Origin of the sequence: Pseudomonas sp. LAMO17WK12:I5 (assembly GCF_900215165.1) — a bacterium.
Taxonomy (GTDB): Bacteria; Pseudomonadota; Gammaproteobacteria; order Pseudomonadales; family Pseudomonadaceae; genus Aquipseudomonas; species Aquipseudomonas putida_A.
Genome location: NZ_OBDS01000009.1, coordinates 35,248 through 52,478, shown reverse-complemented (window position 1 = coordinate 52,478; position 17,231 = coordinate 35,248). Strand labels below are relative to the sequence as shown.

Sequence of the window (17,231 nt, the reverse complement as noted above, 5' to 3'; positions counted from 1 at the left end):
TGCTACGATCGTCTGTGTATTAGTACAGACGAACGGCGCGGCGCTGTTCGCGCTGAACTTTCTTGGCGTGACGCTTAACAGCGGCTGCTGCTTTGCGCTTACGCTCAGAAGTTGGCTTCTCGTAAAATTCGCGGCTACGAACTTCAGCCAGTACACCGGCTTTTTCGCAGGAGCGCTTGAAACGACGCAGAGCTACGTCGAAGGGTTCGTTCTCTTTAACTTTGACGGCTGGCATCCAGAGCTACCTTCATTCATTACCGGGGTCAACATCCTCGCGGCAAAAGAGCACTTGAAGACGTCGGTTTTTAAGGGTTGCGGATGTTAACCCCTCATCGCTCGGAATGCAAAGCCTCTGATCGAAAACCGCTAGTCGGGGCATCGCATGGCGACTATTATGCGCGCCTTCGAATTCAGCCTAAACAAGGCGCAAACCCATGCTAGTACTGGGATTAGAAACCTCCTGCGACGAAACCGGCGTCGCATTATACGACAGTGAACGCGGCCTGCTGGCCGACGCGCTGTTCAGCCAGATCGACCTGCACCGCGTCTATGGCGGCGTGGTGCCGGAGCTGGCCTCGCGTGACCATGTCAAACGCATGCTGCCCTTGATTCGTCAGGTGTTGGCCGAGGCTGACTGCGTGCCGACCGAGATTGATGCGATCGCCTACACCGCGGGCCCGGGCCTGGTCGGGGCGTTGCTGGTGGGTGCCTCGTGCGCTCAGGCGCTGGCGTTTGCCTGGGGCATTCCGGCACTCGGTGTGCACCATATGGAGGGCCACCTGCTGGCGCCGATGCTGGAGCCAAAACCGCCGGAATTCCCGTTCGTCGCTTTGTTGGTTTCCGGGGGGCATACGCAACTGGTTCAGGTCGATGGTATTGGCCAATACAGCCTGCTCGGCGAGACCCTCGACGATGCCGCCGGCGAAGCGTTCGACAAAACCGCGAAAATGATGGGCCTCAATTATCCGGGCGGGCCGGAAATCGCCAAGCTGGCCGAGAAGGGCGTCGTAGGACGTTTCACCTTCCCGCGTCCGATGTGTGATCGCCCGGGCCTGGATTTCAGCTTCAGCGGCTTGAAGACCTTTGCTCTCAATACCTGGCAGCAATGCGTCAACGCCGGGGACGACAGCGAGCAAGCCCGTTGCGACATCGCGCTGGCGTTCCAGCAGGCCGTGGTGGAGACTTTGACCATCAAGTGCAAGCGCGCCCTGAAACACGCGGGCATGACGCGTCTGGTGATCGCTGGCGGCGTCAGCGCCAACAAGGCCTTGCGCGCTTCGCTGGAAAAGATGCTCGGCGATATGCAGGGCGATGTGTTCTACGCCCGCCCGGAGTTCTGCACCGACAATGGCGCGATGATCGCGTTTGCCGGTTGTCAGCGTTTGCAGGCCGGTCAGCAGGAAAGTCTGGCGATCAGCGTGCAGGCGCGCTGGCCGATGGAGCAGTTGTCGGCACTGTGATTGGCGGTGCGATTGGCGGTGAGGCTGAGCGGTATTTAAAAATGCCGTTCGCGCCCGGCAAACAGGTCGCGTAGATTGCCGCGGTGGCGCCAGACGATCAGCAATGTCAACGCGCTCATCGGCAGCAGCGCCTCCGGTTCTTGCCACGCCAGTAAGGGCAAGGTCAGGGGCGTGGCGATCAACGCCGCCAGCGAGCTGGTACGGGTCAGGTAGAACGTCAGCAGCCAGGCGCACACCGCCAGCAGCGCGGCGGGTGGATACAGGCCCAGCAGCATGCCGGCGGCCGTGGCGACGCCTTTGCCGCCGCGAAAACGGAAATACAGCGGGAACAGGTGACCGATCACGGCGCACACGCCGATCCAGGCCTGATCCTGCAACGAAAGGCCAGCGGCCGCTGCGATCAGCACCGGTACCAGGCCTTTGCACAGATCACCGAGCAGGGTCAGGATCGCCAGTTTGCGACCGGCCAGGCGCAGCATGTTGGTGGCGCCGGCATTACCCGAGCCACTCATTCGCGGATCCGGGTTTCCGGTCAGGCGGCTGAGCAAAATGGCGAAGGACAGAGAGCCGAGCAGGTAGGCGAGAGTCGCCAGTAACCAAAACATGCTAACTATTCCGGGCGAGGACGCCCTGATTCTAACGGCGCATTGCGCCCTTGTCGTGCAGCGGAGAAAAGTGCTTGGACAGAGTGTTTATCGAGGGCCTGGAAGTCGACACCGTGATCGGTGCTTACGACTGGGAGCGGGGCATTCGACAGTGCCTGCGTCTTGATCTGAGCTTCGCCTGGGACAATCGCCCGGCCGCCGCCGGTGACGACCTGACCCTGGCGCTCGATTACGCCAGCGTTTCCACGCGCATCCAGGCCTTTGCCGAGCAATCCCAATATCAACTGGTCGAGACCTTTGCCGAGCGCCTGGTCGAAGTGCTGATGGCCGAATTCAAGATCACCTGGGTTCGTCTGAAGCTGACCAAGCCGGGCGCCGTGCCGGCCGCCAAGGGTGGCGTGGGTGTGGAGATCGAGCGCGGATGTCGCTGACTCAGGTGTACCTCGGGCTCGGTAGCAATATCGAGCGCGAAACCCATTTGCGCGCCGGGCTCGACGCTTTGGCGACGTTTCTGGTGGATATCCGCTGTTCGGCGGTGTTCGAGAGTCAGCCGGTGGGGATCAAGAGCGGGCCTTTCTTCAACTTCGTGGTCTCGGCGTTTACCGATCTGCCCTTGATGGAGCTGGATCGGCGCCTGAAATTCATCGAAGCCGATAACGGTCGCTATGCGCCGGATCGCAAGGGGCTGCCGCTGGATATCGACGTGCTGTTATACGGCGATCTGACCGGTAACTTCGACGGCTTGATCCTGCCGCGTGCCGAAATCCTGAAAAACGCCTTTGTGCTGTGGCCGCTGTCGCTGATTGCGCCGGATCGAGTGCATCCGGGTGTGGGAAAAAGCTTCGCGACGTTGTGGGCCGAGGCGCAGATTGATCAGGTGTTGGCGCCGGTGGCCTTTGAGTGGCGTGGGCAGCAACTGACGTCTTCGGATTTACGTTGAATTAACGGCCGCTTTCGCGAGCAAGCCCACACATTTGGAATGCATTCCCCTTGTGGGAGCGGGCTTGCTCGCGAAGCTTTTCAGGCTGACGCCTTGTCTTTGTAGGCTTTTAGCGCCTTCAGTCGTTCTCGCTTCAGCGCTTCGCCCAGTTCCGGGCCTTTGAATCCCTTCTCCAGCAACGGCTGCACCGCGACTTCCCGCGCAGCCTGGGCAGCGCCGCGTAAATAATCGGCCTGTGGATAACTTCTCTGCTCCAGCCCTTTACGGCCTCGGGCGTCCATTTCGCATGCGCCGATAAACTCTTCAAACCGCTGCGGTCGTCGATACACATCAAAGCTCTGCAACAGCTCCAGCAATGTTGAGGCCTTCAATTCCAGCGCCCGGTGACAGTGGGTGTGGTACTTGCCGACAAGCAAGGCCAACTCCTGACAATCCTTCGGTGCCTTGAAGCGTTCGTTGACCGCTTTGATAAGCTTCAACCCAGTGTGTTCATGGGCGATATGTCGTGGCCACTCTTCTTCTGGCGTCAGGCCTTTGCCGAGGTCATGCAGCAGGCAAGCCCAGCGTACCGTCAGCGGTTGTTTGTGCAGCGCTGATTGCTCCAGAACGCTGAGAGTGTGCAGGCCGGTGTCGATTTCCGGGTGATGCACTTCCGGTTGTGGCACGCCAAACAGCGCGTCGACTTCCGGCATCAGTTCTTTCAGTGCGCCGCAATCGCGCAGCACCTGGATGAATACCTGCGGCTGATCTTCCATCAGTGCGCGGGAGATTTCTTTCCAGCTGCGTTCGGCGGTCAGCGCCTGCAGTTCGCCGGACTCGCTGAGCTGGCGCATCAGTTCCAGTGTTTCTGGTGCGACAGTGAAGCCAAGACTGGCATAACGGGCAGCAAAGCGCGCAACGCGCAGCACGCGGAGCGGATCTTCGGCGAATGCGGGGGAAACGTGGCGCAGGATCCGCGCTTCGAGATCGCGTTGCCCATGATAGGGATCGGTGAGGTTCTGCTGGTCGTCCTCAGCTATCGCATTGATGGTCAGATCACGACGGATCAGGTCTTCTTCCAGAGTGACTTCGGGGCTTGCGTGAAAAGTGAACCCGCCATAACCGCGACCGCTTTTGCGTTCGGTACGGGCAAGCGCGTATTCCTCGCCGGTATTCGGGTGAAGGAATACCGGAAAATCCGCACCCACGGGGCGAAACCCTTGGGCGAGCATTTCCTCAGTGGTCGCGCCCACCACCACCCGATCAACGTCGGTGACCGGTATACCCAGCAAGCGATCGCGTACCGCACCGCCAACCTTGAAAATCTGCATAAAAAACCTCCGTTAGCCCGACAGGATAACCCTTGTGTCGGACTTTCGGAGGTCAGAACCGCATCTAGAGATGAATCACGGCCAGGTCGAGTCGACCGTAATCACCCTCGCTGTGTTCACTTCGCGGCGGTACGTGGTGAGTTTTCATGATCTGGTCGCCCTGAAGGGTTTCCAGGTGAATGTCGAAGCCCCACAACCGGTGCAGATGTTTCAGTACCTCGTCGGTGGAATCGCCCAAGGGTTTGCGGTCATGTTGCTGGTGACGCAGGGTCAGCGAGCGGTCGCCGCGGCGGTCGATGCTGTAGATCTGCACGTTCGGTTCGCGGTTGCCGAGGTTGTACTGCGCGGCCAGGGTTTCGCGGATGATCCGGTAACCGGTTTCGTCGTGGATCGCCGGCACCAGCAAATCGTCCTTCTGGTCGTCATCGAGGATGCTGAACAGCTTCAGGTCGCGGATCACTTTCGGTGACAGGTACTGGAGGATGAAGCTCTCATCCTTGAAACTGCTCATGGCGAATTTGATGCTCGACAGCCAGTCGGAACCGGCGATGTCCGGAAACCAGCGCCGGTCTTCCTCGGTGGGGTTTTCGCACATGCGGCGGATGTCGCGATACATCGCGAAGCCCAGTGCGTAAGGGTTGATCCCGTTGTAGTAAGGGCTGTCGAAGCCTGGCTGGAACACCACGCTGGTATGCGAGGTGAGGAATTCCATCATGAACCCGTCGGTCACCAGGCCCTCGTCGTACAGGTCGTTCATCAGGGTGTAGTGCCAGAAGGTGGCCCAGCCTTCGTTCATCACCTGCGTCTGACGCTGTGGATAAAAATACTGGGCGATCTTGCGCACGATCCGCACGATCTCCCGTTGCCACGGCTCCAGCAACGGCGCGTGCTTCTCGATGAAATACAGGATGTTTTCCTGCGGTTCGGCGGGGAACCTGGCGTTGTCCTTGTCGCTGTACTTGTCCGCGCCTTTGGGGATGGTGCGCCACAGATCGTTGATCTGCTTCTGCATGTGTTCTTCGCGATCCTTCTGCCGCCGGCGTTCTTCCTCGGCGGAAATCGGGTAGGGACGTTTGTAGCGGTCGACCCCGTAATTCATCAGCGCATGGCAGGAGTCGAGCAGGTCTTCCACCGCATCGATACCGTGGCGCTCCTCGCATTGCATGATGTACTGCTTGGCGAACACCAGGTAGTCGATGATCGAACTGGCATCGGTCCAGGTGCGGAACAGGTAATTGCCCTTGAAGAAGCTGTTGTGGCCATAGCACGCGTGCGCCACCACCAGCGCCTGCATGCAGATGGTGTTTTCCTCCATCAGGTAGGCGATGCACGGATCCGAGTTGATCACGATCTCGTAGGCCAGCCCCATCTGGCCGCGGCTGTAGGATTTCTCGGTGCTGAGGAAGTGTTTGCCGTAGGACCAGTGGTGATAGCCCAGTGGCATGCCGACCGAGGCATAGGCGTCCATCATCTGTTCGGCGGTGATCACTTCGATCTGGTTGGGATAGGTGTCCAGGGCATAGCCGGCCGCAATCCGGGCGATTTCGCGGTCGTAGGCCTGGATCAGCTCGAACGTCCATTCGGAGCCGGTGGAAATGGGTTGGCGTTTCTGCTCTTTGGCGGTCATGTCACTAACCTGCGCTGGAAGAGTTCACGGAAGACCGGATAGATATCCCCGGCCGAGACCAGTTGCTGCTGGGCAAACGTGTCGGAAAAGGCTTCGGCGATGCGTTCGTATTCGTACCAGAGGGCCTGGTGTTCGCGCGGGGTGATCTCCACATAAGTGTAGTACTGCACAAACGGCATGATCTGATTGATCAGGATGTCGCGGCAGATCGGCGAGTCATCGTTCCAGTTGTCGCCGTCGGAAGCCTGAGCGGCGTAGATGTTCCATTCGTTGCTCGGGTAGCGCTCGGCCATGATCTCCTGCATCAGCTTCAGGGCGCTGGAGACGATGGTGCCGCCGGTTTCCCGCGAGTAGAAGAACTCTTCCTCGTCCACTTCCCGGGCGCTGGTGTGATGGCGGATGAACACTACGTCGATCTTGTCGTAGTTCCGCTTGAGGAACAGGTACAGCAGGATGAAAAAGCGTTTGGCGATGTCCTTGGTCGCCTGGGTCATCGAGCCGGACACGTCCATCAGGCAGAACATCACCGCTTTCGAGCTGGGGTTGGGTTGCTTGATCAGCAGGTTGTATTTCAAGTCGAAAGTATCGAGGAATGGCACGCGGTGAATGCGCGCGCTGAGTTTCTCGATTTCTGCTTCCAGTTCCTGAATATCGCCGAAGTTGTCCGGCTCTTCGCGCTTTAATCGCGCCAGTTCCTCTTTGGCCTCGCGCAGTTTGGCACGGCTGCTGCCGGACAGCGCAATGCGTCGGGCGTGGGCCGAGCGCAGGGTGCGGATGATATTGATCCGTGACGGGTTGCCCTCGTTGCTGATCCCCGCGCGCACGGTCTTGAAGGTGTCGGTACCGCTCAGGTTGCGTTTCACCAGATTCGGCAGTTCAAGGTCCTCGAACATGAACTCGAGGAATTCCTCCTGGGTGATCTGGAAAACGAATTCGTCCATGCCCTCGCCGGAATTGCCAGCCTTGCCGGGACCGCGTCCACCGCCGCCCCCCGGAGGCCTGGCGATGTGTTCGCCAGCAGTGAATTCCTTGTTGCCGGGATGAACCACGGTCTGCTTGCCGCCGCGACCGTGGTGAAGCACCGGTTCGTCGATATCGCGACCGGGAATGCTGATCTGTTCGCCGTGCTCCATGTCAGTGATGGAACGGCGGCTGACTGCCTCTTCGACAGCCTTCTTGATGTGATCACGGTAACGCCGCAGGAAGCGCTGGCGGTTAACCGTGCTCTTGTTCTTGCCATTGAGACGTCGGTCGATCACATAGCTCATACGTGGCCCTCCGGGCAGCTTCAAGTTGTGAGCTGCGAGCCGCAAGTAGAAGCACAGCGTTCACATGCTTTTTTCTTGCAGCTCGTAGCTTGAAGCTTGTAGCTGTTTTACTGCGATTTCCGGACCCGTAGGTACCATTCGGACAGAAGTCTTACCTGTTTGTCGGTGTAGCCGCGTTCGACCATTCGAGTAACGAAGTCGTTGTGTTTCTGTTGATCCTCTTTGCTCGCCTTGGCATTGAAGCTGATGACTGGCAGCAGGTCTTCGGTGTTCGAGAACATTTTCTTCTCGATGACCACCCGCAGTTTCTCGTAGCTGAGCCAGGTCGGGTTCTTGCCGTTATTGTTGGCCCGAGCGCGCAATACGAAGTTGACGATCTCGTTGCGGAAATCCTTCGGATTGCTGATGCCCGCCGGTTTTTCGATTTTCTCCAGCTCTTCGTTCAGGGCGACACGGTTGAGAATCTCGCCGGTCTCCGGATCGCGGTATTCCTGATCCTGGATCCAGAAGTCCGCATACAGCACGTAGCGGTCGAAGATGTTCTGCCCGTATTCGCTGTAAGACTCCAGATAAGCGGTCTGGATCTCTTTGCCGATGAATTCGATATAACGCGGCGCCAGGTACTCCTTGAGGTAGCGCAGGTAGCGTTCGCGGGTCTCGGCCTGGAACTGTTCCTGCTCGATCTGTTGTTCCAGTACATACAACAGGTGCACCGGGTTGGCGGCGATTTCATGCGGATCGAAGTTGAACACCTTGGACAGAATCTTGAACGCGAAGCGGGTCGAGAGACCGTTCATGCCTTCGTCGACGCCCGCCGAATCGCGGTATTCCTGGATCGACTTGGCCTTTGGATCGGTGTCCTTGAGGTTTTCCCCGTCGTAGACACGCATCTTCGAATAGATGTTGGAGTTTTCCGGTTCCTTGAGGCGCGACAGCACGGTGAACTGCGCCAGCATCTTCAGGGTGTCGGGGGCGCAGTGGGCCTTGGCCAGAGAGCTGTTGAACAACAATTTGTCGTAGATTTTCACCTCGTCACTGACCCGTAGGCAGTACGGTACTTTGACGATGTAGATCCGGTCGATGAAGGCTTCGTTGTTCTTGTTGTTGCGGAAGGTGTGCCACTCCGATTCGTTGGAGTGCGCGAGCAGGATCCCGGTGAACGGAATCGCCCCCAGCCCTTCGGTACTGTTGTAGTTGCCTTCCTGCGTGGCGGTCAGCAATGGGTGCAGCACCTTGATCGGTGCCTTGAACATTTCGACGAATTCCATCAGGCCCTGGTTGGCCCGGCACAGCGCACCGGAGTAGCTGTAGGCGTCGGCGTCGTTCTGTGGGTATTCCTCGAGTTTGCGGATGTCGACCTTGCCCACCAGCGCCGAGATGTCCTGGTTGTTTTCGTCGCCCGGTTCGGTCTTGGCCACGGCGATCTGGTTGAGGATCGACGGATACAGTTTGACCACACGGAACTGGCTGATGTCGCCACCGAATTCGGCCAGGCGTTTGGTCGCCCACGGCGACATGATGGTGTTCAGGTAGCGCCGCGGGATGCCGAAGTCTTCCTCGAGGATCGCGCCATCTTCGGTGGCGTTGAACAGACCCAGAGGCGATTCGAATACCGGCGAGCCCTTGATCGCGTAGAAGGGCACTTTTTCCATCAGCTGTTTCAGCTTCTCGGCCAGGGACGATTTACCGCCACCGACGGGGCCGAGCAGGTAGAGGATTTGTTTCTTCTCTTCCAGGCCTTGGGCGGCATGGCGGAAATACGAGACGATCTGGTCGATGCATTCTTCCATCCCGTGGAAGTCTTCAAAGGCCGGATAGCGACGAATCACCTTGTTGGAGAAGATCCGCGACAGCCGCGAGTTGGTCGACGTGTCGAGCAGCTCGGGTTCGCCGATGGCCATCAATAGACGCTCGGCGGCGGAAACGTAAGCGCTGCGGTCCTTTTTGCACAGCTCCAGGTACTCCTGCAGCGAGAGTTCTTCCTGGCGTGTGGACTCGAAGCGTTGTTGGAAGTGGCTAAAGATACTCATGACGTCACCTCGCTCGATACGTGGAGCCGACGCCGGATCACTCAGTCGATGCTGGCAAGCAGCCGTGGTGGCCGCTTGTTTACCCCCCAGAACACTTTCGCGGTCGACAACCTTGAAAGTCACTCCCGATGACCCGTGCGCCGGTGTACCGGCTCTCCCCTGTTTTGGATGGCCTGGGCTTAAGGATAGTTGGGAATTCGAGAGGTAAAGGCGAGATACGTAATTAGTTGTGGCAGACCGTTCGTCTGCCGCGCGCAGGCCCACGGCAGCCGGGGCCTGCGCGTGACAAAAAAATTATTCGGCGGTGCCTTGCGCGGTTTCCGACGGATAAGTCGCACGCCACAGCTCGAAGCCGCCGTCCATGCTGTAGACGTCGGAGAAGCCCTGGCTGATCAGGTAGGCGGCCGCGCCCTGGCTGGAATTGCCGTGGTAGCAGACGACAACGGTCGGTGCATCGAGGTCGGCGCCTTGAATGAAGGCGTGCAGCGAGTGGTTGTCCAGATGCTTCGAACCGCTGATATGCAGGGCGGCAAAAGTTGCAGGATCACGGACATCGACCACGACTGCGCCTTGCTCACGCAGGGCATGGGCCTGTTCCGGGGGGATTCGTTTGAATTCGCTCATGGCGGGTTCCTGTAGCTCGGCAGAGTGCGCAGTCTAACGCGGGGCGCTGACTGGCGGAGTTTCGCGGATAAGTGGTGCGACTGATGGCGCAAGCCCGCCGTGTTCATCGCATTTGCATGACACGCGCTCGCCGCTGTCGACGTTCATCAGGGTCAGGCTGCCGCCCCAGACACAACCGGTGTCCAGTGCCGAGATGCCCGGTTCACGGACATCGCCTTCCAGCGCGGCCCAGTGGCCGAAAATGATGCGCAGACCGCGGGTCTTGCGCTCTTTGTGCTGGAACCATGGCTTATAGCCGGGCGGGGCAGTGTCGAGACCTTCCTTGCTCTTGAGGTCGAGCTTGCCCTCGGCGGTGCAGAAGCGCATGCGGGTGAAATAGTTGGTGATGACGCGCAGGCGGGTCACGCCCGTGAGCTCGCTGTCCCACTTCGCCGGCTCATTGCCGTACATGCCATCGAGATACAGCGGAAACAGGTTGTCGTCACGCAGTGCCGCTTCGGCCTCGGCCGCGTACTTCAGGGCCTTGCGCAAGGACCACTGCGGTGGGATGCCTGCGTGCACCATGGCTACTTCGCGTTGTTCGTCGTAGTGCATGAGTTTCTGCTGGCGCAGCCACTCGAGCAGATCGGCTGCGTCGGGGGCTTCAATGATCTCGCGCAGGGTATCGGACTTCTTCAGGCGCTCAATGTTGTTGGCCGCAGCGAGCAGGTGCAGGTCATGGTTACCCAGTACGCAAACCAGCGAATCGCGCATGCCGTAGAGAAAACGCAGGGTCTCCAGCGATTGCGGGCCGCGGTTGACCAGGTCGCCGACCAGCCACAGCCGATCGAGCTTCGGGTCGAAAGCCACTTGCTTGAGCAGACATTTGAGCGGTTCGAGGCAGCCTTGCAGGTCGCCGACGGCGTACGTCGTCATCAGTGCAGGGCTCCGGGGACGGCGAGGCGGAAAGGTTTGATGATCGCGTCGAAATGCTTGCCGTCATCGGCGACCATTTCGTAAGTGCCCTCCATGGTGCCGACCTTGGTGGTCATCACCGTGCCGCTGCTGTAGGTGTGGCTTTTGCCAGCCTCGATCAGCGGTTGCTGGCCGACGACGCCAGCGCCGCGAACCTCTTCGACATGCCCGTCACCGTCGGTAATCACCCAATGTCGTGACATCAGCTGGGCAGGGCGCTCGCCATTGTTCTGCACGGTGATGGTGTAGGCGAAGGCGAAGCGGTTGTGCTCGGGTTGCGATTGTTCTGCCAGGTAGCGGGTAACGACACTGACGTCGACCTGATAACGAGAATCGGACATGCAAAAGGGCCTTAAGCAAAGCGGAACGCGAGGCGTAGCTGATGGGGAATCAGTCTAGGCAAGTATCGGGCAGTAAACCAGAGTGGCGGCCTGCCCGATAGCGTTCATCGCCGGTCAGTCGGCGGCGGGGGCGGCAGGAACCTGCTCGGCGAGCTTGTCGGCCAGGCGCACGAATGCGGCCAGGTCCAGTTGCTCGGGGCGCAGGCTGCCATCGACACTGGCGGCTTCGATCTCGGCAGCGGTCATCAATTGCTTGAGGGTGTTGCGCAGGGTCTTGCGACGCTGGTTGAAGGCTTCGCGCACCACACGCTCGAGCAGGCGATGATCCTTGGCCGGATGCGGCAGTACCGCGTGCGGCACCAGACGGACGATGGCCGAGTCGACCTTCGGCGGCGGGTTGAACGCGCCCGGGCCGACGTTGAACAGGTGTTCCACACGGCAATGGTACTGAACCATAATCGACAGGCGACCCCAGTCGCCGCCACCCGGGCCAGCCGCCAGACGCTCGACCACTTCCTTCTGCAGCATGAAGTGCATGTCGCGAATGATGCCGGCGTTGTTCAGCAGGTGGAAAATCAGCGGCGTCGAGATGTTGTACGGCAGGTTGCCGACCACGCGCAGGCTGTTCGGTGCGGCGTTCAGTGTGTTGAAGTCGAACTTCAGCGCATCGCCCTGATGCAGGTTGAAGTTGCTCTTGCCGGCAAACTGCTGGTTGAGGATCGGGATCAGGTCCTTGTCCAGTTCCACCACGTCGAGCTGCGCACCGGAGTTGAGCAGGCCAGCGGTCAGCGCGCCTTGCCCCGGGCCGATTTCCAGCATGCGGTCGCCGGATTTGGCACTGATGGAGCGCAGGATGCGGTCGATGACGCCGGCGTCGTGCAGGAAGTTCTGGCCAAAGCGTTTGCGCGCCTTGTGTTGGTATTGCTCGGTCATAAACGGGTCTCGGCCATCTGGTAGGCGGTTTCCAGCGCGACCTGCAGGCTGCCGCTGTCGATCTTGCCGCTGCCGGCCAGATCCAGGGCGGTGCCGTGATCGACCGAGGTGCGGATGATCGGCAGGCCAAGGGTAATGTTGACTGCGGCGCCGAAGCCTTTGTACTTCAGCACGGGCAGGCCCTGGTCGTGGTACATCGCCAGCACTGCGTCGCAGTGCTCCAGATATTTGGGGGTAAACAGAGTGTCGGCAGGCAGCGGGCCACGAAGGTCCATGCCCTCGCCGCGCAGGCGCTCTAAGGTAGGTTCGATGATGTCGATTTCTTCATGGCCCAGGTGTCCGCCTTCACCGGCGTGCGGGTTGAGTCCGCAGACCAGGATGCGTGGCCGGGCGATGCCGAATTTGTCTTGCAGGTCGGCGTGCAGAATCCGCGTGACCCGCTCCAGCCGTTCCGGCGTGATCGCATCGGCGATCTCGCGCAACGGCAGGTGGGTGGTGACCAGTGCCACGCGCAAGCCGCGGGTGGCGAGCATCATGACCACTTGGGCGGTATGAGTCAGGTCGGCGAGAAATTCCGTGTGTCCGGAGAACGGGATGCCGGATTCGTTGATCACGCCCTTGTGTACAGGGGCGGTGATCATCCCGGCGAAGTCGCCGTTCAGGCAGCCGTTGCCGGCACGGGTCAGCGTTTCCAGAACGAAGGCAGCGTTAGCCTTGTCCAGTTGCCCGGCAACCACGGGTGCGCTGAGCGGGGTCTCCCAGACGTACAGGCTGCCGGCGGGTGCCGGCATATCCGGCCATTGGCCGGGTGCCACCTCCAGCAAAGAGACGGCCAGCCCCAGCTGCGCGGCCCGCTCGGTGAGCAGGTCGCGGCTGGTGATGGCAATCAGGGGGTGTGGCTGGGCTTGCGAGGCGAGCAGCAGGCACAGGTCGGGACCGATGCCGGCTGGTTCGCCGGGTGTCAGCGCGAAACGCTTGGGTTTCACTGCGCTGCCTGGTCTGCACCAGGGAGTTTGATTTCTACGTAGGCTTCTTCACGAATCTGACGCAGCCAGTTTTGCAGCTCTTCATCGTATTTTTTGTTACGCAGAACGGTCATTGCTTGTTGCTCGCGAGCCTGCTCGGTGCTGTCGGTGGCGCGGCGGCCAAGGACTTCCAGTACGTGCCAGCCGTACTGAGTCTGGAACGGCTTGGACAGCTGACCTTGTGGGGTCTTGGCCATCACTTCGCGGAATTCCGGTACCAGTGCGTTCGGGTCGATCCAGTTCAGGTCGCCACCGTTGAGCGCCGAACCCGGGTCTTCGGAGTAGTTCTTCGCCAGTTCAGCGAAGTCTTCACCGGCCAGGATGCGCTCGTACAGCGACTGCACCAGGGCCTTGGTCTTGGCTTCGTCACGGATCGGGCTTGGCTTGACCAGGATGTGGCGCACATGCACCTCATCACGCATCTGCGCTTCGCCACCACGTTTGGCCAGCAACTTGAGGATGATGAAACCACCCGGGGTACGTGCAGGCTGAGTGATGTCGCCAACGGCCATGCTGCTCAGCTCACGATCGAACGGCGGTGGCAGTTGCGCAGCTTTACGCCAGCCCATGTCGCCGCCTTCCAGGGCGTTGTCGCTGCCGGATTTGGCAACGGCCATCTGACCGAAGTCAGCACCTTTCTTGAGCTGCTGGTAAACGTCCATTGCCTGACGGTAAGCGCTCTGAATCGCTTCAGAATTGGCGCTTTCCGGCGTAGGAATCAGGATGTTGGCCAGGTGCAGCTCTTCGGACAGTTGCATCTTGCCCAGGTCGGAGGCGAGGAAGTTCTTCACTTCCTGCTCGGAGACCTGGATGCGCTCTGCCACACGGCGCTGACGCACACGGCTGATGATCATTTCGCGCTTGATCTGGTCACGGGCGTCGTCGTAGGACAGGCCATCGTGAGCCAGAGCCGCGCGGAATTGATCCACAGTCATGTTGTTACGCTGAGCGATAGTGCCAACAGCCTGGTTCAGTTCTTCATCGGTAATGCGGATCCCGGAACGCTCGCCGATCTGCAGTTGCAGGTTTTCGACGATCAGGCGCTCGAGCACCTGCTGATCCAGCACGCTTGGAGGCGGCATGCCGCCGCCACGTTTGGCGATGGTCTGCTGAACTTCGTGGACGCGCTGGTCCAGTTGGCTCTGCATGACCACGTCGTTATCAACGATCGCGACCACTTTATCGATGGACTGTACTGCGGCGTTGGCCGCAGTACCCAGGAACAGCGCGCCCAGCAGCAGCGGGCGCAGAGAATCAGAAAGCTTGGTCTTCACGTTGACGATAACCTTGGATGCCTTTGTCGAGGAAGCTCTCTACCTTGGCGCCAGTCAGGCCGCCGAGTCCCTTCAGAACAATTTGGAGGAAGACGCCGTGGTCGCCTTTTTCGTTTTGCGGAGCTTCCTGACTGAATTCGTCGTAGGAAACCCAGTAACGGTTGATCAGGCGCAGTTTCCAGCAGCAGTTGTCGTATTCGAAACCACCGAAGGCTTCCAGCGTACGGTTGCGGTTGTAGTCGTACTGCCAGCGGCTGATCGCGCTCCACTGCGGAACGATCGGCCAGATGACCGAGAAGTCATGCTGCTGGATCTTGTAGTAGTCCTTCACGTAGCCAGGCTGACCAGGCGTGCCGTAGTCGCCACCACCCACCGACCATTTACCGGTGTTCTGATCGTAACGAACCTGGTCGTTGCGATAGCGATAACCGACGTTGACCACCTTGTTCGGGTTGTCTTCAGGCTGGTAATGGAACATCGCGCTGCCGGAACGAGGGCTGCGGCTGTCCGGATCCCAGTTGTAGTCGGCAGTGGTGCGCCAATCGCGGTTCCAGCGGTATTCGTATTCCAGCGCGTATGGCGATACGTCGGACTGGGCGTCCTTGCGATCCTTGAACGCGATGCCTGGCAGTTGTACTTCACGATCCTTGAAGTAGTAGGCCTGACCGACGCTGATACGCTGGCGCTCGAAACCGTCGTCTTCGATCCAGCGGCTGGTCACGCCCAGCGACAGCTTGTTCTCGTCGCCGACACGGTCGGAGCCTGAGAAGCGGTTGTCACGGAACAGCGACGCGTAGTTGAAGGTGTATTCACTGGTGTCGAATACCGGAATGTCTTCCTGATCAACCTTGGGTACATACAGGTAGAACAGCCGCGGTTCCAGGGTCTGGCGATAGTTCTTGCCGAAGTACGACGTGTTGCGGTCGAAGTACAGACCGCTGTCGACGCTGGCGATCGGTACGCCACGGTTCTGGTTGCTGTCGAACTTGCCATTGAGCTTCTGGTTTTCCGGCGACATTGCAGCAATCTGCGATTTGCCAGTGCCATCCAGATCCAGTTGATACTGGGTGTACTGGTACTTGAGCGATGGCTTCAGGAAACCATATGTCCAGTTCATCGGCAGGCTGACGCCCGGCTTCAGGTTCAGACGATCGCCGTTGGCGCGCGCCAGGCCCTGAACGTTTGTATCCAGGCGAGGCGAGATGGTGCCGTCTTCATTGGTAAAGTTGCCGTTTTGCAGATCACGATCGAACCGAACAATCTCGGTCTCGTAATCGAAGTTCAAACCTTCCGGATGATACGGCAGTTGCCCGTTAAAAGTGATCTGCGGCAGACGGCCGTAAGGCGTGATGTTCGAAACGGTTGCCAATTGGTACTGCTGCGCATTCAGGCGAGCGGTGTAGCTGTCGCCACGATAGGTCACCGAACCTTGCTGATTCACGAAGTCCTGGCTCTTCACACCGATCTGATCAGTGGTCAGGTCCTGGAAGTAGTACGGATCGCTGATCTTGGTGTAGTCGACCTGAGTCATCACACGGGAGTCGAGACCGCCCTTGTGCTGCCAGTTGTACATGTAGCGATTTTTTTCGTAATCGGACTGCTTGCTGCGATCGGTATCTTCGTCGTTCAGATACGCCGCACCAAACTGGCCTTCGCTGGACTTGGTCAGGTAACGGAACTCGCCTTCGACCAGCATGCCGCGCTTGCTCATGTAACGCGGGTACAACGTGGCATCGTAGTTCGGCGCCAGGTTGAAGTAGTACGGGGTCACCAGCATGAAGCCGGTATCGCTGCCGGTGCCGATGGTCGGCGGCAGGAAGCCCGATTGACGACGATCGTCGATCGGGAAGTAGATGTACGGCGTGTACAGGATCGGAATGTCCTTGACCCGCAGTGTCACGTTGGTCGCGGTACCGAAGCCGGTGGCAGGGTTCAGGGTGATGTTGTTGCCCTTGAGCTGCCAGGCGTTGCTGTTCGGTTCGCACGTGGTGTAGGTGCCGTCCTTCAAGCGGATGATCGCGTTCTCGGCACGCTTGGCGTACAGCGCGTTACCGCGGATGCGCGATTTGTGCATCACGTATTCGGCGTTGTCGACCTTGGCTTCACCGGTGTCGAGCTGCACATCGGCGTGGTCGCCGACGATCAGTGCGCCGTTGTCGCGGATGCGCACGTCGCCGTTGAGTTCGGCGCGGCTCTCGGCCTGATACAGGCTGGCCTCGTCGGACTCGACCTGCATGCTGCCCTGACGCAGGACCACGTCGCCGGCCAGCGTACCCACCTGATCTTCGGTGTTGTAGCGCGAGGCTTTGGCGCCGATAAAGGTCGGTGCGTCACTTTTATTCGTCTTGTCATTCATGCCAGGACGAATCGGTTCGATATAGGAACCAGAGCAGTAAGGACCGGTCTCGGCCAATTGGGCGGCGGTGAGCTTCTCGCGCGGAACCCAGTCGAGGTGACTGTAGTCTTCGCTACGGGATTTCAGGCCGCGGCCTTTGGCTTCGGTGACCAGCACAGGCTTGGCGCCGGTGTCGGATGTGGAACCGTTCTGGGTCGGGGCTTCGCCGGCGGCGCTGACAGCGCTGCCGTCATGCACCGGACGCGGCGGCAATGCAGCTGCCGGCGTCTTGGGCGCACACGCCCAGCCACCCGTTGCCGAGACGGCGCAGTCATACTGCTCGGCGGCAACAACGAATTGACTGGCCAGAGGTTGCATAGCCAGCAGACTGCCGGTTACCAACAACGGAAATTTTTTACGAAACGCGGGGGATTTCAATGCCATCTTATTAGTCCGGGCTTCCTGCGTGCCATCTGCCCGCGGTGTGGGCCGCACGCCTCTCGAT

Annotated in this window: 16 protein-coding genes; 3 read left to right on the top strand and 13 right to left on the bottom strand. The window is 59.7% G+C overall.

The genetic code is table 11. The annotated features are described in order from the left end of the window. Positions 1-19: 19 nt before the first annotated feature. Positions 20-235 carry a 30S ribosomal protein S21 gene (gene rpsU, locus CRO59_RS17025; protein WP_002551877.1) on the bottom strand — a complete coding sequence of 72 codons (216 nt, stop codon included), beginning with the start codon at positions 233-235 and terminating at the stop codon, positions 20-22. Positions 236-434: 199 nt separating this feature from the next. Here rpsU and tsaD point away from each other — a divergent pair, with 199 nt between their 5' ends. Continuing rightward, on the top strand, positions 435-1,460 hold the full coding sequence (gene tsaD / locus CRO59_RS17020; RefSeq protein ID WP_097089121.1) for a tRNA (adenosine(37)-N6)-threonylcarbamoyltransferase complex transferase subunit TsaD: 1,026 nt from the start codon (positions 435-437) through the stop codon (positions 1,458-1,460). Positions 1,461-1,495: 35 nt separating this feature from the next. On the opposite strand, the gene plsY is transcribed toward tsaD, so the two are convergent. After that, positions 1,496-2,065, bottom strand: coding sequence for a glycerol-3-phosphate 1-O-acyltransferase PlsY (gene plsY / locus CRO59_RS17015; protein ID WP_097089123.1), 570 nt, complete (start codon positions 2,063-2,065; stop codon positions 1,496-1,498). A gap of 74 nt (positions 2,066-2,139) precedes the next feature. Between plsY and folB the strand changes: the two genes are divergently transcribed. Then, positions 2,140-2,496, top strand: coding sequence for a dihydroneopterin aldolase (gene folB / locus CRO59_RS17010; protein WP_003228857.1), 357 nt, complete (start codon positions 2,140-2,142; stop codon positions 2,494-2,496). After that, complete coding sequence (gene folK / locus CRO59_RS17005; protein ID WP_097089125.1) at positions 2,487-3,005, top strand: 2-amino-4-hydroxy-6-hydroxymethyldihydropteridine diphosphokinase; 519 nt, start codon at positions 2,487-2,489, stop codon at positions 3,003-3,005. The genes folB and folK overlap by 10 nt, the downstream gene beginning before the upstream one ends. An 80-nt stretch (positions 3,006-3,085) precedes the next feature. Here folK and CRO59_RS17000 read toward each other — a convergent pair whose 3' ends face one another. The 11 genes from CRO59_RS17000 to CRO59_RS16950 form a co-directional block, all read right to left on the bottom strand. Next, complete coding sequence (locus tag CRO59_RS17000; protein WP_097089127.1) at positions 3,086-4,315, bottom strand: multifunctional CCA addition/repair protein; 1,230 nt, start codon at positions 4,313-4,315, stop codon at positions 3,086-3,088. 64 nt (positions 4,316-4,379) lie between these two features. Next, positions 4,380-5,942, bottom strand: a complete 1,563-nt coding sequence (locus CRO59_RS16995; protein WP_003228850.1) for a SpoVR family protein — start codon at positions 5,940-5,942, stop codon at positions 4,380-4,382. Next, positions 5,939-7,210: a YeaH/YhbH family protein gene (locus CRO59_RS16990; protein ID WP_003228849.1), complete on the bottom strand. Its 1,272-nt coding sequence runs from the start codon at positions 7,208-7,210 to the stop codon at positions 5,939-5,941. The genes CRO59_RS16995 and CRO59_RS16990 overlap by 4 nt, the downstream gene beginning before the upstream one ends. A 107-nt stretch (positions 7,211-7,317) precedes the next feature. Continuing rightward, entirely contained in the window at positions 7,318-9,240 is a 1,923-nt protein-coding gene (locus CRO59_RS16985; RefSeq protein WP_003228848.1) for a PrkA family serine protein kinase, read from the bottom strand. 294 nt (positions 9,241-9,534) lie between these two features. Continuing rightward, the gene (gene glpE / locus CRO59_RS16980) at positions 9,535-9,864 is read right to left on the bottom strand and encodes a thiosulfate sulfurtransferase GlpE (protein ID WP_027610715.1); all 330 of its coding nucleotides are present in this window, start codon (positions 9,862-9,864) and stop codon (positions 9,535-9,537) included. Positions 9,865-9,897: 33 nt separating this feature from the next. Continuing rightward, positions 9,898-10,779, bottom strand: coding sequence for a symmetrical bis(5'-nucleosyl)-tetraphosphatase (locus CRO59_RS16975; protein WP_097089129.1), 882 nt, complete (start codon positions 10,777-10,779; stop codon positions 9,898-9,900). After that, positions 10,779-11,159, bottom strand: coding sequence for a Co2+/Mg2+ efflux protein ApaG (gene apaG / locus CRO59_RS16970; protein ID WP_027610717.1), 381 nt, complete (start codon positions 11,157-11,159; stop codon positions 10,779-10,781). Before apaG ends, CRO59_RS16975 begins: the two co-directional genes overlap by 1 nt. Positions 11,160-11,273: 114 nt before the next feature. Further along, entirely contained in the window at positions 11,274-12,092 is an 819-nt protein-coding gene (rsmA, locus tag CRO59_RS16965; RefSeq protein ID WP_097089131.1) for a 16S rRNA (adenine(1518)-N(6)/adenine(1519)-N(6))-dimethyltransferase RsmA, read from the bottom strand. After that, complete coding sequence (gene pdxA / locus CRO59_RS16960; protein WP_097089133.1) at positions 12,089-13,078, bottom strand: 4-hydroxythreonine-4-phosphate dehydrogenase PdxA; 990 nt, start codon at positions 13,076-13,078, stop codon at positions 12,089-12,091. The genes rsmA and pdxA overlap by 4 nt, the downstream gene beginning before the upstream one ends. Then, positions 13,075-14,391: a peptidylprolyl isomerase SurA gene (gene surA, locus CRO59_RS16955; protein ID WP_097089135.1), complete on the bottom strand. Its 1,317-nt coding sequence runs from the start codon at positions 14,389-14,391 to the stop codon at positions 13,075-13,077. The genes pdxA and surA overlap by 4 nt, the downstream gene beginning before the upstream one ends. Further along, positions 14,372-17,170 carry an LPS-assembly protein LptD gene (locus CRO59_RS16950; protein WP_097089137.1) on the bottom strand — a complete coding sequence of 933 codons (2,799 nt, stop codon included), beginning with the start codon at positions 17,168-17,170 and terminating at the stop codon, positions 14,372-14,374. The genes surA and CRO59_RS16950 overlap by 20 nt, the downstream gene beginning before the upstream one ends. Between the last annotated feature and the right edge of the window lie 61 nt (positions 17,171-17,231).